Source organism: Bacteroides congonensis (assembly GCF_900130125.1).
Lineage (GTDB): Bacteria > Bacteroidota > Bacteroidia > Bacteroidales > Bacteroidaceae > Bacteroides > Bacteroides congonensis.
Genome location: NZ_FQXY01000006.1, coordinates 101,419 through 116,198, shown reverse-complemented (window position 1 = coordinate 116,198; position 14,780 = coordinate 101,419). Strand labels below are relative to the sequence as shown.

General features: G+C 45.4%; 12 protein-coding genes. 9 read left to right on the top strand and 3 right to left on the bottom strand.

Going from position 1 to position 14,780, the window contains the following annotated elements:
* The first annotated feature begins 69 nt into the window (after positions 1 to 69).
* The 9 genes from BQ7997_RS00630 (at position 70) to BQ7997_RS00590 (ending at position 9,228) form a co-directional block, all read left to right on the top strand.
* A complete protein-coding gene (locus tag BQ7997_RS00630; protein WP_044656119.1) occupies positions 70 to 723 on the top strand; it encodes a LysE family translocator in 654 nt (217 codons plus the stop codon).
* Between the two features lie 10 nt (positions 724 to 733).
* Positions 734 to 1,279: a DUF4924 family protein gene (locus BQ7997_RS00625; protein WP_022136486.1), complete on the top strand. Its 546-nt coding sequence runs from the start codon at positions 734 to 736 to the stop codon at positions 1,277 to 1,279.
* Positions 1,280 to 2,128, top strand: coding sequence for a dTDP-4-dehydrorhamnose reductase (gene rfbD / locus BQ7997_RS00620; RefSeq protein WP_022136485.1), 849 nt, complete (start codon positions 1,280 to 1,282; stop codon positions 2,126 to 2,128).
* 5 nt (positions 2,129 to 2,133) lie between these two features.
* Positions 2,134 to 3,708: a peptide chain release factor 3 gene (locus BQ7997_RS00615; protein WP_022136484.1), complete on the top strand. Its 1,575-nt coding sequence runs from the start codon at positions 2,134 to 2,136 to the stop codon at positions 3,706 to 3,708.
* Between the two features lie 76 nt (positions 3,709 to 3,784).
* Positions 3,785 to 4,375, top strand: coding sequence for an RNA polymerase sigma factor (locus BQ7997_RS00610; protein ID WP_073342497.1), 591 nt, complete (start codon positions 3,785 to 3,787; stop codon positions 4,373 to 4,375).
* Positions 4,376 to 4,383: 8 nt separating this feature from the next.
* Positions 4,384 to 5,220, top strand: a complete 837-nt coding sequence (locus BQ7997_RS00605; protein ID WP_044656116.1) for a FecR family protein — start codon at positions 4,384 to 4,386, stop codon at positions 5,218 to 5,220.
* A 653-nt stretch (positions 5,221 to 5,873) separates the two neighbouring features.
* Positions 5,874 to 6,134, top strand: a complete 261-nt coding sequence (locus BQ7997_RS00600) for an OadG family protein (protein ID WP_022136481.1) — start codon at positions 5,874 to 5,876, stop codon at positions 6,132 to 6,134.
* Between the two features lie 29 nt (positions 6,135 to 6,163).
* Complete coding sequence (locus BQ7997_RS00595; RefSeq protein ID WP_073342494.1) at positions 6,164 to 7,993, top strand: biotin/lipoyl-containing protein; 1,830 nt, start codon at positions 6,164 to 6,166, stop codon at positions 7,991 to 7,993.
* The gene (locus BQ7997_RS00590; RefSeq protein WP_073342492.1) at positions 7,993 to 9,228 is read left to right on the top strand and encodes a sodium ion-translocating decarboxylase subunit beta; all 1,236 of its coding nucleotides are present in this window, start codon (positions 7,993 to 7,995) and stop codon (positions 9,226 to 9,228) included. The genes BQ7997_RS00595 and BQ7997_RS00590 overlap by 1 nt, the downstream gene beginning before the upstream one ends.
* Positions 9,229 to 9,328: 100 nt before the next feature.
* On the opposite strand, the gene BQ7997_RS00585 is transcribed toward BQ7997_RS00590, so the two are convergent.
* From BQ7997_RS00585 to BQ7997_RS00575, 3 genes are read right to left on the bottom strand one after another with little or no spacing between them, the layout of a single operon-like run.
* Positions 9,329 to 10,600, bottom strand: a complete 1,272-nt coding sequence (locus tag BQ7997_RS00585; RefSeq protein WP_073342489.1) for a TolC family protein — start codon at positions 10,598 to 10,600, stop codon at positions 9,329 to 9,331.
* A gap of 33 nt (positions 10,601 to 10,633) precedes the next feature.
* Positions 10,634 to 13,672 (bottom strand): efflux RND transporter permease subunit, encoded by a 3,039-nt coding sequence (locus BQ7997_RS00580; protein ID WP_073342487.1) that lies wholly within the window; start codon positions 13,670 to 13,672, stop codon positions 10,634 to 10,636.
* Positions 13,669 to 14,724, bottom strand: a complete 1,056-nt coding sequence (locus BQ7997_RS00575; protein ID WP_022136476.1) for an efflux RND transporter periplasmic adaptor subunit — start codon at positions 14,722 to 14,724, stop codon at positions 13,669 to 13,671. Before BQ7997_RS00575 ends, BQ7997_RS00580 begins: the two co-directional genes overlap by 4 nt.
* Positions 14,725 to 14,780 lie beyond the last annotated feature (56 nt).

Genomic DNA, 14,780 nt, shown 5'->3' with positions numbered 1-14,780 from the left:
CATGATTCTTGTGTGGAAAAAACGTTAATATACTATCCCCATATCACAAAAAAGTGCGATATTTGCGGAATGATTCAGATAGAGACAATATTCGATATATTAGTTAAAGGCTTTATTATTGGCGTTGTTGTGTCCGCACCCCTCGGTCCGGTGGGCGTATTATGTATCCAGAGGACTTTGAACAAAGGGCGTTGGTACGGATTTGTGACAGGGCTGGGAGCCTCTATAAGTGATATAGCTTACGCTTTGTTGACAGGTTATGGCATGAGCTTCGTTTCTGACTATATTAATAAAGGCAGTTTCTATCTGCAATTACTCGGTAGTGTCATGTTGCTTATTTTCGGAATCTATACCTTTCGCAGCAATCCGGTGAACTCGATTCGTCCGGCTTCGTCCAACAAAGGTTCTTATTTTCATAATTTTATTACTGCATTTTTCGTCACTCTTTCCAACCCCTTAATCATATTCCTGTTTATCGGACTTTTTGCCCGTTTTGCCTTTGTGCAGCAGGGTGTTCTGGTCTTTGAAGAGATAACGGGATATTTTGCTATCGCAGCGGGCGCATTGACCTGGTGGCTCGGAATCACTTATTTTGTAAACAAGGTGCGCACCAAGTTCAACCTGCGTGGCATCTGGATACTGAATCGGGTTATCGGAAGTATTGTGATATTGGTATCCGTGGCGGGACTGATTTATACTTTGTTGGGAGAGTCAATTTATTAGGAGATAGCTTATGAATCAGATAGCACAACAACTGAAGGAGCGGAATATTGCCGAATACCTTATATATATGTGGCAAGAGGAAGACCTGATCCGTGCCAATCATTGTGAACCGGAAGAAATGGAAGTCAATGTGATTTCCCGTTATCCGGAAGAACAACGTTCCGGCATGCGTGAATGGTATGGAAACCTGATTACGATGATGAACGAGGAAGGTGTGCGTGAAGCGGGACATTTGCAGATTAACAAGAATGTGATCATCAATCTGACTGAACTGCACAATGCGTTGGCTTCTTCCCCTAAATTTCCTTTTTACAGTGCCGCCTATTTCAAAGCATTGCCATTTATCGTGGAACTGCGGAATAAAAACGGCAAGAAGGATGAGCCCGAATTGGAAACCTGCTTTGAAGCCTTGTACGGAGTACTCTTGCTCCGGCTTCAGAGAAAACCTATCAGTGAAGGAACAGCCAAGGCAATGGAAGCCATCACTAGCTTCCTCTCCATGTTGGCGAACTATTATGATAAAGACCGCAAAGGTGAATTAAAACTGGATGAATAAATGAGAATTTTGGTAACGGGTGCCGACGGTCAGCTTGGCAACGAAATGCAGGTGCTTGCGAAAGAGAACCCGCAACATACGTATTATTTCACAGATGTGCAGGAACTCGACATTTGTGATGCGCAAGCTGTCTGGGCTTATATTGCGGAGAAACGGATTGAACTTATTGTTAACTGTGCCGCATATACGGCAGTGGATAAGGCGGAAGATAATCCGGAATTAGCTTACAAACTGAACTGTGAAGCACCGAAAGAATTGGCTAAAGCGGCACAATTCAATGGGGCGGCTATGATACAAGTGTCTACTGACTACGTGTTCGACGGCACTGCCCATATTCCTTATACCGAAGACTGCGACCCTTGTCCGGATTCCGTATATGGCACTACGAAACTGGAAGGAGAATATGATGTGATGAATCACTGCGAGAAAGCAGTCGTTATCCGTACCGCATGGCTTTATTCCACCTTTGGTAATAATTTCGTAAAAACAATGATTCGTTTGGGTAAAGAACGTGATAACCTGGGAGTCGTTTTTGACCAGATAGGAACACCTACTTATGCCAACGATCTGGCGCAAGCCATCTATACGATTATTAATAAAGGTATAGTTCGCGGTGTCTACCATTTCAGCAATGAAGGCGTATGTTCCTGGTATGACTTTACGATAGCTATCCACCGCCTTGCCGGAATCACTTCATGCAAGGTAAGACCTTTGCATACGGCGGAATACCCGGCTAAGGCCAACCGTCCCGCCTATTCCGTACTTGATAAGACAAAGATAAAAACAACGTTCGGCATCGAGATTCCTCACTGGGAGGAAAGTCTTAAACGATGCATTGACACCTTATAATATATATGGCAGATAATACAGAAATTTTGAGACGGCGAACGTTCGCCATTATTGCGCATCCTGATGCCGGTAAGACATCTTTGACGGAGAAGCTGTTGCTTTTCGGTGGTCAGATTCAGGTAGCGGGTGCGGTAAAAAGTAATAAGATTAAGAAAACGGCTACATCCGACTGGATGGAGATTGAGAAGCAGCGTGGTATCTCGGTAACGACATCTGTGATGGAATTTGACTATCGCGACTACAAGATTAACATTCTCGACACTCCGGGGCACCAGGACTTTGCCGAAGATACATATCGTACATTGACAGCAGTAGACAGCGTTATCATCGTTGTGGACGGTGCGAAAGGTGTGGAAACACAGACGCGTAAACTGATGGAAGTGTGCCGTATGCGCAAGACCCCGGTTATTATTTTCGTCAACAAGATGGACCGCGAGGGAAAAGACCCGTTCGATTTGTTGGACGAACTGGAAGAGGAACTGATGATTCAGGTTCGTCCTTTGTCCTGGCCGATTGAGCAGGGAGCCCGTTTCAAGGGTGTATATAATATCTACGAACAGAAACTGGACTTGTATCAGCCATCCAAACAAATGGTGACGGAAAAAGTGGCAGTCGATATTCATACGGACGAACTGGACGAACAGATCGGAAAAACATTGGCAGACAAGCTGCGCGGTGATTTGGAACTGATTGAAGGGGTTTATCCTGAATTTGATGCTGAAACTTATCTGGCGGGTGATTGTGCTCCGGTATTCTTCGGTTCGGCTTTGAATAATTTCGGTGTTCAGGAGTTGCTGAACTGTTTCGTGGAGATTGCTCCAAGCCCCCGTCCTGTGCAGGCTGAAGAGCGTGAAGTAAGACCGGAAGAGCCTAAATTCACCGGATTTATTTTCAAGATAACTGCCAATATCGACCCGAACCACCGCTCATGTGTAGCATTCTGCAAGATTTGCTCCGGCAAGTTTGTGCGCAACGCTCCATACCAGCATGTGCGCCACGGAAAAACAATGCGCTTTTCGTCGCCTACACAGTTTATGGCGCAGCGTAAAACAACGATTGACGAAGCTTATGCCGGAGATATTATCGGTCTGCCGGATAACGGTACTTTCAAGATTGGCGACACGCTGACGGAAGGTGAAATGCTTCACTTCCGCGGATTGCCGAGTTTCTCGCCGGAGATGTTCAAGTATATAGAGAATGCAGACCCGATGAAGCAGAAACAATTGGCGAAAGGTATCGACCAGTTGATGGACGAAGGTGTGGCACAGTTGTTTGTCAACCAGTTCAATGGCCGCAAGATTATCGGTACGGTGGGACAGTTGCAGTTTGAGGTTATCCAATATCGTTTGTTGAACGAGTATAACGCGTCCTGTCGCTGGGAGCCGGTGAGCCTGTATAAGGCTTGTTGGGTGGAGAGTGACGATCCTGCGGAACTGGAAGCCTTCAAGAAACGTAAATATCAGTATATGGCGAAGGATAGGGAAGGACGCGATGTGTTCCTGGCCGATTCCGGTTATGTACTTCAGATGGCTCAAATGGACTTTAAAAACATCAGATTCCACTTTACAAGTGAGTTTTAAGGCATATCTGATATATTTTTACTAAAAAACAGGTAAAAAAAGGAAAAACATATCTCATATAAATGAGCGGAGAGAAATGAAGACACTATCCTGGGATAAGATTCAGCAAGGGGATGAGGATGCATTCAGGCAGCTTTATGACCAATATGCAGATTTGCTTTATGGGTATGGCATGAAGATAGCCGGTGATGACACCGTGGTGACAGAGGCGATACAGTCGTTGTTTGTTTACATCTTTGAGAAAAGGGAAACGTGCGCCGAACCTCAATCCATATCTGCCTATCTATGTGTTTCGTTGAGACATATGATAGTGAACGAGCTGAAAAGAGAGAATAGTGGAACATTCAAATCGCTGGATGAAGTAGACACCAATGAATATCGGTTTGATCTGGAGATAGACATAGAGACAGCTATTATCCGTTCGGAATTGGAAAAGGAACAGTTGGAGGCTTTGCAAAAAGAGTTGAATGGCTTGACAAAGCAGCAACGGGAAGTATTGTATCTGAAATACTATAAGAAGATGAGTCCGGAAGAGATTGCTCAGGTGATGGGACTCACTCCTCGTACGGTTTACAATACCACCCATATGGCTATAACCAGATTGAGAGAGCGTTTAGGTACATCTTTATTGTTAGCAGTGATGGCTAATTTATGGATCTTTAATTAAGGTGGGATATGGAAAATTGGACAGAATCTTTAGAAAAATACCTGGAAGAAGGCAAACTACCTCTGATCGGCGAAAAGTTCTCCCGTAAGAAAGAAATCGGTGATAAGCTAAAGTTGCAGCGTGAAGAGAGCCATAAGATTGCCTTAAGCCGCAGGAGAAAGCAAGGCGTCGGGCGCGGTATTCCTTTCTCTTGGGGAATAGCTGCCATGTTCTTGCTTCTTTTGGGAATAGGCGGATATTATTTCTCGGAGAAGAAGATTGTGACGGAAGGTACGGCTCTGGCATATGAGTTGCCGGATGGCAGTAATGTGCAGATTATGGAGAACTCGAGCCTGACTTACAACCGGATCACCTGGCTTTGGGAACGTAAACTGCAACTGTTTGGCAAAGCTTCTTTCGAGGTGACTAAGGGTAAGACATTTACTGTGAATACCGAAGCCGGTGCTGTGACAGTGTTGGGAACAAAGTTCCTGGTCGACCAGCAAGGAAAGAAAATGTTTGTGAACTGTGAAGAAGGTAGTGTCAAGGTAGAGACTGCCGTAGGCAAGCGGACATTGGTTGCCGGAGAAAGTGTGCGCTGTGATGAAAACAAGATTATTCCTGTGCCGAAACCGGATGATCCGGAATTTCCGGAAGTCCTGGGGTATGAAGACGACCCACTCGTAAATGTAGTGGCAGATATAGAACTCATATTTAAGGTCACGGTGGTAGGGCGTGAGAAGTGCGACGGACTGACCTATAATGGCACGGTTCTGACGAAAGACTTGAACGCTACCCTCGAAAAAGTCTTCGGTTCATGTGGAATCAGTTACGAACTTCGCGGAAAAGAAATAATTTTAAAATAAAAAAAGCCCCTCTGGATGTCTGGAAGGGGCTTTTTTGTTTTTCTTCATATTTTCTTCATATTTTCTTCATTTTTTCTTGGTAAAAAAGAAACGTTCTCTTCTCTTTCTAATAGATGAGCTATTAATGATGTATGAAAGAAACGATAGAGATTTAATTAGAAGAGTAAAATGTTGTAGAAGAAATTGATGTAGAAAGGTTCTCGCGATGAGGACTAAATTTTAAGCTCAAAACAAACAATAGACAATTGGCAGGTGAATGGTTGTCGGAAATTAGAATAGGAAACGGCTAATAAAAGGGTTGACAACCGAACACTACATTGCTGTACTAATTGAAAGATGAACGCCGTGATGGCGGATGAGAGGTTTACAAAGACGGTCGGCCATTTTGGTGGTTAATAGGTTAAGACGGTATGAAACCAGAATGCGAAGCCGAACCAGTTTTTATCATTGAGTATTTTTATTTAATAATTGTTTTATCAGAATGTGAGAGAAGGTTGAGGGGCCTTCTCTCACATTGTTTTTATACCTGTCAATAAGCAAGGTTAATTACGGATTTATATTTTATATTCCTTTCTTAATTTATTTTATAGCAAATATTTGGTATTTTCGGACGCTTTTTAGACAAACGGCTTAAATTACTAATAATTTATTATATGGAAAATATCGAAACAGCGCTCCTGCTGATGGTAGTTGGAATGGCTACCGTATTTGTTATTCTGCTGATTGTGATTTATTTAGGCAAGTTCTTGATCACTCTGGTCAATAAATATGCCCCCGAAGAAGTGGCTCCTGTGAAGCGGGAAACACAGAAAGGTCCTGCGCCTATCCCCGGAAATATTCTGGCAGCTATTACAGCCGCTGTGAATGTGGTGACATTGGGCAAAGGTAAAGTCACTAAAGTAGAAAAATTATAAATCTATAAAAAGTTATATCACTGAAAGACATGAAAAGAGAAGTAAAGTTTAGTTTGGTTTTCCGAGATATGTGGCAATCTGCCGGAAAATATGTACCTCGTGTAGATCAACTCGTAAAGGTAGCACCTGCCATCATTGAAATGGGCTGTTTCGCCCGCGTAGAAACAAATGGCGGTGGTTTTGAACAAGTAAATTTATTGTTTGGCGAAAATCCGAATAAAGCTGTACGTGAATGGACAAAGCCCTTCCACGAAGCAGGTATTCAAACCCATATGCTTGACCGTGCACTGAACGGACTCCGCATGAGTCCTGTTCCGGCAGATGTCCGCAGGTTATTCTATAAAGTAAAGAAAGTACAGGGAACGGATATTACCCGTACATTTTGCGGATTGAACGATGTCCGCAATATCGCTCCTTCCATTACCTACGCAAAAGAGGCCGGCATGATTTCACAGTGCTCGCTTTGTATCACTCATTCACCCATCCATACGGTAGAGTATTACACCAATATGGCATTGGAACTTATCAAACTGGGGGCGGACGAAATTTGTATCAAGGATATGGCCGGTATCGGTCGTCCTGTTTCATTAGGAAAAATCGTGGCCAATATCAAGGCTGCGCATCCCGAAATACCTGTCCAGTATCATAGTCATGCAGGTCCGGGATTCAATATGGCAAGCATCCTTGAAGTGTGCGAAGCCGGTTGCGACTACATCGACGTAGGCATGGAACCTCTTTCATGGGGTACAGGGCACGCTGACTTGCTGAGTGTACAGGCAATGCTGAAAGATGCCGGATACCAGGTTCCCGAAATCAATATGGAAGCCTATATGAAGGTGCGCGGTATGATTCAGGAATTTATGGATGACTTCCTGGGATTGTACATCAGCCCGAAAAACCGCCTGATGAACTCCCTGCTGATTGCTCCCGGACTGCCCGGTGGTATGATGGGTAGCTTGATGGCAGACTTGGAATCCAACCTGGAGTCTATCAATAAATACAAGGCGAAGCACAACCTGCCGTTTATGACGCAAGATCAGCTTCTTATCAAACTGTTTGATGAAGTGGCTTATGTATGGCCGCGTGTAGGTTATCCACCATTGGTGACTCCGTTCAGCCAGTATGTGAAGAACCTTGCCATGATGAACGTGATGGCAATGGAGAAAGGTAAAGACCGTTGGGGTATGATTGCCGATGATATTTGGGATATGATTCTGGGTAAAGCCGGACGCTTGCCGGGTAAGCTTGCTCCTGAAATCATCGAAAAGGCGGAACGCGAAGGACGCAAATTCTTTGAAGGAAATCCGCAGGACAACTATCCTGATAATCTCGACAAGTATCGCAAGCTGATGAAGGAGAATAAATGGGAAACCGGACAAGACGACGAAGAACTCTTCGAATATGCCATGCATCCGGCACAATATGAAGCCTACAAGAGTGGCAAGGCGAAAGAAGACTTCCTGGAAGATGTTGCCAAGCGCCGTGCCGAAAAAGACAAGTCTCCCGAAGAAGATGCAAAACCAAAGACACTGACCGTACAGGTAGACGGACAGGCTTACCGCGTGACTGTTGCTTATGGTGACGCTGAGCTTCCCGCAACACCTGCCACCGCTGCTCCGGCAGGAGAGGGTAAAGAGGTGCTTTCTCCATTGGAAGGTAAATTCTTCCTGGTGAAGAATGCGCAGGAAACTGCTTTGCAGGTAGGCGATACTGTGAAGGAAGGCGACGTGCTCGGCTATGTGGAAGCAATGAAGACTTACAATGCTATCCGTGCGGAGTTTGGTGGTACGGTGACTGCCATTTGCGCTAACCCGGGAGATGCTGTTTCAGAAGATGATGTATTAATGAAGATAGGATAATGAACGAGATATTTGAGAATTTGTACGACATGACTGCGTTCAGCAATATCATTGCCGAACCGCAGTTCCTGGTTATGTATGCCATCGCGTTCGTGTTGCTCTATTTGGGTATCAAGAAACAGTACGAACCGTTGCTGCTTGTCCCCATCGCTTTCGGTGTGTTGCTTGCCAACTTCCCCGGTGGAGATATGGGCGTGATTCAGGCGGACGAGAATGGTATGGTAATGATAAACGGAGTAATGAAGAACATTTGGGAAATGCCTTTGCACGACATTGCCCACGAATTGGGAATCATGAACTTCATCTACTATATGTTGATTAAGACAGGTTTCTTGCCACCGATAATCTTTATGGGTGTCGGTGCATTGACGGACTTCGGGCCGATGCTGCGCAACCTGCATCTTTCTATTTTCGGTGCTGCCGCACAGCTTGGTATCTTTACTGTATTGCTGGTGGCCATCCTGATGGGATTCACTCCGCAAGAAGCTGCTTCATTGGGTATCATCGGTGGCGCGGACGGCCCTACGGCTATCTTTACGACTATTAAGCTCGCTCCGCATTTGCTGGGCCCGATTGCTATTGCCGCTTATTCTTACATGGCATTAGTGCCGGTCATCATTCCGTTGGTAGTGAAGCTGCTTTGCTCAAAGAAAGAGCTAAGTATCAACATGAAGGAACAGGAAAAGAAATATCCTTCAAAGACTGAAATCAAGAACCTGCGTGTATTGAAGATTATCTTCCCGATTGTGGTAACTACGGTTGTTGCCCTCTTCGTGCCCAGTGCAGTGCCTTTGATTGGTATGTTGATGTTTGGTAACCTGGTGAAGGAAATCGGAACCAATACATTCCGTTTGTATGATGCTGCTTCCAACAGCATTATGAATGCAGCCACTATTTTCCTCGGCTTATCCGTAGGGGCAACGATGACTGCCGAAGCATTCCTGAACTGGACGACAATCGGTATCGTTATCGGTGGATTCCTTGCATTCGCACTGTCCATTACCGGTGGTATATTCTTAGTGAAACTATTTAATCTCTTCTCCAAGAAGAAAATCAACCCGCTTATCGGTGCAACCGGACTTAGTGCCGTTCCGATGGCAAGCCGTGTTGCCAACGAGATTGCTTTGAAATATGACCCGAAGAATCACGTATTGCAATATTGTATGGCTAGTAACATCTCCGGTGTGATCGGTTCTGCCGTAGCAGCGGGTGTGTTGATTTCCTTCCTTGCGTAAGTGAAGAACAACTGACTTAAGAAATGGAAACCGGAGAAATGAGCATCTTGACTCATTCTCCGGTTTTCTTTATATAGAGATTTTGAGAATTGGGTTCTCTTTATTCACTGATAACTTTCCTGTATTCCGCTATCGCCATCTTTTCCGCCAGATAAGCATTAATCAGATTGGTATGAGCCTGTGTCCATGATAACTGTGCGGAGAGTACATCCACCATATTCGCTTTCCCTTCATTGTATGAGAAAGAAACCAAATCGAGATTCTCGTTTGCCAGGTTCATCGTCTCTGTCGCTGTCTTTACCTGATATTCCGTTTCCGTCAGTTTGGTCAGCGCAGCGGAAAGTTCTTCATTGATGTTATCCGTCACGTAGCTTTGTTGCAGCTTCTGCATACTGATATATGCTTTCTGCTGACGGTTCGTTTTGAAACGGGCACCCCAGCGAAAGATAGGGATATTCAGATTAATGCCGACAATGGGATTAAATGAAACATCATATCCGAGGTTAGGCGTAGCTGTAGCCCATCCGCCACTGAAGTACATATTCAACTGCGGATTGAACTGGCTGAGCGCCGCTTTACGTTGCGCCTCACTTTTCAGGATGTTGACTTCCGTGCTTTCATAATCGGCACGGCGTTGCAATACATTTTCAAGGGATAGGATTTGTATAGGGGCGGAAGCTGTATCAATCGTATACAGGCTGTCTACGGGACTATTAGGTTCCGATCCCATTAGAATATTTAGTTTTTGCAATGCCAATGTATAATTCTGGCGGGCTTTGATATATTGCAATTCCGCTTCTTTCAACCGGGTAGAGATCATCAGTAAATCCGTGCGGCTAATCATTCCGTCGTTGAAACGATCCTGGATAATATCATATTGCTGCTTTACGATACTCTGATATTTATCAGCAGCCTGTAACATAGCTTGTGAAGCGGAAGCGTTCCAATAGACAGCATCACTCTGATAGTGAATCTGGTCTATGGTGAGTTCCTCATTAAGCCGGTTCAGCTTTTCGTCTGCTTTCGCTATCTTATGCCGGGCATTGAGAGCGCCGCCTGTGTACAGTGGTTGCGACACGACAAATACTCCTTGATAAGTGTGATTGCGGTATTCACCTAACGGTTCATTCCATGCACTGAGGTCACTCATGTTGAGAGTACCGTCCGCATTGACATCTATTTGGGGCAAGAATCCTGTATGGGCAATCTTTCGTGCTTCAGTACTAGCCAATGTCTTTAGTTTCTGTTGTTTTAGAATCTGGCTGTACGCTTCCACTTTATCCCGGTAGGCTTCCCTGCTGAGATAAGGCTGTTGCGCCCTGGCCGTGACACCGAGGGCCAGTAGTGCTAGAATTATAAGTTGAGTCTTCATTTTATTCATTATAAATATTAAAATCAAGTTTCATCAGGAATCGGAGTGGATTCGTTGAATGGCACAATAAGCTACCGGAAGGACAAATAATGTCAGCGCCGAAGCTACTAGCAGTCCGCCCATAATAGTAGCCGCCATTCCACCGAACATGGCGTCGAACAACAATGGCAGCATACCAAGGATCGTTGTACCGGATGCCATCGCTACAGGAACAATACGACTGGTCGTTGCACTGACAACAGCATCCATAGGTTTCTTCCCTGTTGCCGCTTCCAAGTCGATTTGTTCGACGAGTACAATCGCATTCTTTATATTCATACCAATCAACCCCAGCAACCCCAGGATAGAGAAGAAGTCGAATGACTTGCCAAGCACCAATAATCCCAATACGATTCCGATGAAAATCAGCGGTAACATGAGCAGAATCACTGTCGGCTTACGATAGGTACGGAACAGGAACAGCAATGTCACAAACATCAGGAAGAACGTCAACGGTAAATTCTTTGCCAACGCCTCGTTAGATTCCACCTGGCTTTCCTGTTCACCAAAATACTTCATCGTATATCCTTCGGGAACTTTAATCTCTTTCTGTACCTGCGACCATACTTGATTAAAGGCAGCGATGGCATTTACCCCGCGACGCGGGTCGCATTGAGCCATCATGACCATCTGCCGGTTATAATCTTTCACATTCGAGAACCGATACTGAAAATCAAAATCAGAAACGACTTGTTCGAGACTGGTTGTCTCGTTTCCGGTTCCGAATACCGGTAATGTGCGCAAGTCATTGATGCGGAACGAATCTACCGTATTATCTTTCAGTAAAATCGGAAGCACCTGGTCACCTTGACGATATTCTCCCAATGTCATTCCTGTAGTTCCTATTTGGATACTCTGTGCCATGCCCTGGCGTGATACTCCTAAGGGTTGTGCCCGTTCCGGGCTATACACCGGTTTCCACACCGGAATCTTGTTTCCCCACGAATTACGTACGTTAATCAAATCAGGGTTCCGATGCATAATGTCCAATGCCTGGTTGGTGAGTGCCACGAGTGTATCCGTATTGGGGCCGATAAAGCCGATTTCAATAGCAGCATCTACGGCAGGAGATAGTTTGAACAAGCTTGTGCGGGTAATCGCGTTCGGATAATTCGCTTTCATATATCCATCGAAATTCTCTTCATACTCTTTTGTATATTTACTGTCCGTCAATTCCACCAATACATTGGCAAAGTTAGGTTTCGGGCCTACTGAAGTGGAAGCCAGGTAATATCTGAGCGGCGTGCTGCCGAAGGTTATGGATACCTTCTTCACTTCCGGCTGTTTGGCCAGATGTTCTTCTACCGATTTCATTTCTTTCACCACATCGTTGATGCTGTATCCATCCGGATAGAATACGTCCGCACGGAAATAAGGCTTATCCAAAGACGGGAAAAAGTTCTGCGGCATCGTCCCCATGATAACGAGTGAAATGACGAAAAGTACGACTATAGAACCTAGCGTCAATGTTTTCCTGCGGATTAATGCACGGAGAATGGAAGCAAATTTGTGATAGAAAGGCTTGTCGTAAGGGTCTTTAGCGCCATCGGCAGCTTTTGCCTTCAGAATAAAATTACCGAATACGGTAGTCTGCGTGAGGGCAAGCACCCAGCTCAATCCGAGTGAGATGGCGAGTACGACGAAAAGCGGTTTCACAATTTCCGCCACGGAAGAAGGAGCGAGGTAGAGTGGCAGGAACGAGCAAATGGCAATAAATGTGGCTCCGAGTAATCCCCATTGCGGCCCGGTAGCGCCATCTATCAATGCTTTCCGTCGATTGACTCCACGGGCAATGGCTATCTGTGCGTTGTCCGTCACTACGATAGCATTGTCTACCAGCATACCCATGGCGATGATGAATCCTGCCAATGAGGTACGATTCAGCCCGACACCGAAGAAAGACATGATGAGCAGTGTGCCACCGATGGAGAAAATGAGTGATGAACCGATGAGTAATCCTGCACGTAGCCCCATCACTAACATGATAATCACGATTACTATCAGGATAGACTCTATCAGATTGATGATAAATCCGTTATTGGCTTCATTGGCTATTTCGTTCTCCAGATACAGGCTTTGCAACTCAAGTCCTACCGGCATAAGTGGTAATAATTCGCTTAATTTCGCTTTCACATTCTCGCCTGTCTGCACTACGTCCCGTTGCGGGTCGGTAGAGACACCGATACCGATGGCACGTTTTCCGTTCACATGCATGATATTGGAAGGCGGATCCATATATCCTTTTTCTATAACGGCGATATCCCCCAGTTTCACTTGTCCGGCTTTCGTGGTAATCACTTGGTTGCGGATGTCGTCTACCGTAGTGTACATACCATTGGCGGTCACCCGTAACTGCTGCTCGCCTGCACGGATTTCTCCGGTATTGATAATTTGGTTCTGTGATTGTAGCAGACTGGCAAGCTGCTTCGGATCAATGCCCATACCTACCAGTTTGTTGGTTGAAATAAAGATATTGACTACTTCCGTCTGTACCCCGAACAAGGCAACTTTCATCACTCCGTCCGCAGTGACTACCTGTGTCTTGATTCGTTCCGCCCAGTTGCGCATCTCTTCATACGAGTAACCGTCGTCCGCTGTCAATCCATAATAGATGCCGAACACATCCCCGAAATCATCGGAAACGGTTGGCGTGGAAGCACCGCTTGGTAATTGCGGCTGTATATTGAGCACCTTTCGCCGCAACTCATCCCATTTCTGTGGAATAGAACCGGCTGCCAGTGACGGTTGTAGTTCGAATGTGATTTTAGAAAGCCCGTACATGGATTCCGACTTAATCTTGTACACACCACTCATACTTTGAATCTCGCGAGAGATAGGTTCGGTAATCAATCTCTCCACTTCAGCCGGTTCGGCTCCCGGATAGCGGGTCATGATAACCGCCGACTTGATAACGAAGGGAGCATCCTCTTTCTTACCTAGCTTACCGAAGGAAGTGATTCCCCCAATCAATAATACGGCAAGAAAGAAATAGATGATTTTCGTGTTGTCCAGTGAATATTTAGCTAAGTTCATTTCTCAATTTCTTTTACAGTTTCTCCTTCTACTAACTGATGCACACCTGCAATAACGATTTTCTCTCCGGGTTTCAGTCCTTCGGAGATAAGAGCCTGGGCTTCTCCGGTCGGTGCATTGACGGTAATCCCACGCTTATGAACTTTGTCTCCTTCCACTACCCAGACATACATTTTCTTTCCCTCGCTTTCGCCGAACACGGCGCTAAGAGGCACGATTGTCCAACTATCTTGCACCAGCGGACCTACGTCTGCTGTGAAACGGATGCTGCACGTAAATCCCGGTTTCACCGCATAGAGGTCGCGGTCGAACGACGGGTCGTCAATCGTGATACTCACCGGAATTCCGGTACCATCTGTCGATATGTCAAGATACTCCTCCAGTTTTGCCTGGAACACGTGTCCCTTGAATGTATCAAATTCTACCAGGAAACGAGGGTCTTTGGCACGGAGCAGGTAGAGATAAGCATCAGGAATAGTGAACTTGATACGCAAATTACGTGTGTTGACCAACTGCACGATGCCTTCACCGGAATTGACACGCTGATAATTCTCTACCAGACGCTTCTCGATAGAACCGTCAAAAGGAGCTGTCAGCTTTGTGTCGCGCATATTGTTGACAGATAATTCGTATTCGGATTTTGCTTTCTGGTAGTTGGCCAGGCTGATTTCGTATTCCTGCACCGAGATAGCCTGACGGGAGAGAAGCCGTTTATTACGCTCCACCTGTGCGGCAGCCGTTTCATAGGCGGATTTTGTAGCAGCATATTGTAACGCAATGTCTCTAGGGTCAATTGCTGCTATCAGTTGTCCCTTTTTTACTTTCTCTCCTTCGATGACGGGCAATTGGATGATTTGTCCGCTAACGCGGAATGCCAGTTTCACATACTCCACAGCTTCTACGATTCCCGAAAAATCTTTCCTGATAACCGACCTCGACTCTACAATCGTAGTCTTAACGGGGCGAGCTGTTGTTACTTTCGTCTCTTTTTTCTGTCCGCAGCCGGCTAGCAAGATTGCAGCCGCCAGGACAAATCCATATTTCTTCTTCATATACCACACTGATGTTTAGAGTTTTTGCGTTGATTCGTTTTTCTTTTTTAAAGAGA

Bases quoted from the DNA above. Each gene is read 5' to 3' on its own strand.
- BQ7997_RS00630 (WP_044656119.1), top strand. From the start codon at position 70: ATGATTCAGATAGAGACAATATTCGATATATTAGTTAAAGGCTTTATT.
- BQ7997_RS00625 (WP_022136486.1), top strand. From the start codon at position 734: ATGAATCAGATAGCACAACAACTGAAGGAGCGGAATATTGCCGAATAC.
- rfbD (WP_022136485.1), top strand. From the start codon at position 1,280: ATGAGAATTTTGGTAACGGGTGCCGACGGTCAGCTTGGCAACGAAATG.
- BQ7997_RS00615 (WP_022136484.1), top strand. From the start codon at position 2,134: ATGGCAGATAATACAGAAATTTTGAGACGGCGAACGTTCGCCATTATT.
- BQ7997_RS00610 (WP_073342497.1), top strand. From the start codon at position 3,785: ATGAAGACACTATCCTGGGATAAGATTCAGCAAGGGGATGAGGATGCA.
- BQ7997_RS00605 (WP_044656116.1), top strand. From the start codon at position 4,384: ATGGAAAATTGGACAGAATCTTTAGAAAAATACCTGGAAGAAGGCAAA.
- BQ7997_RS00600 (WP_022136481.1), top strand. From the start codon at position 5,874: ATGGAAAATATCGAAACAGCGCTCCTGCTGATGGTAGTTGGAATGGCT.
- BQ7997_RS00595 (WP_073342494.1), top strand. From the start codon at position 6,164: ATGAAAAGAGAAGTAAAGTTTAGTTTGGTTTTCCGAGATATGTGGCAA.
- BQ7997_RS00590 (WP_073342492.1), top strand. From the start codon at position 7,993: ATGAACGAGATATTTGAGAATTTGTACGACATGACTGCGTTCAGCAAT.
- BQ7997_RS00585 (WP_073342489.1), bottom strand. From the start codon at position 10,600: ATGAAGACTCAACTTATAATTCTAGCACTACTGGCCCTCGGTGTCACG.
- BQ7997_RS00580 (WP_073342487.1), bottom strand. From the start codon at position 13,672: ATGAACTTAGCTAAATATTCACTGGACAACACGAAAATCATCTATTTC.
- BQ7997_RS00575 (WP_022136476.1), bottom strand. From the start codon at position 14,724: ATGAAGAAGAAATATGGATTTGTCCTGGCGGCTGCAATCTTGCTAGCC.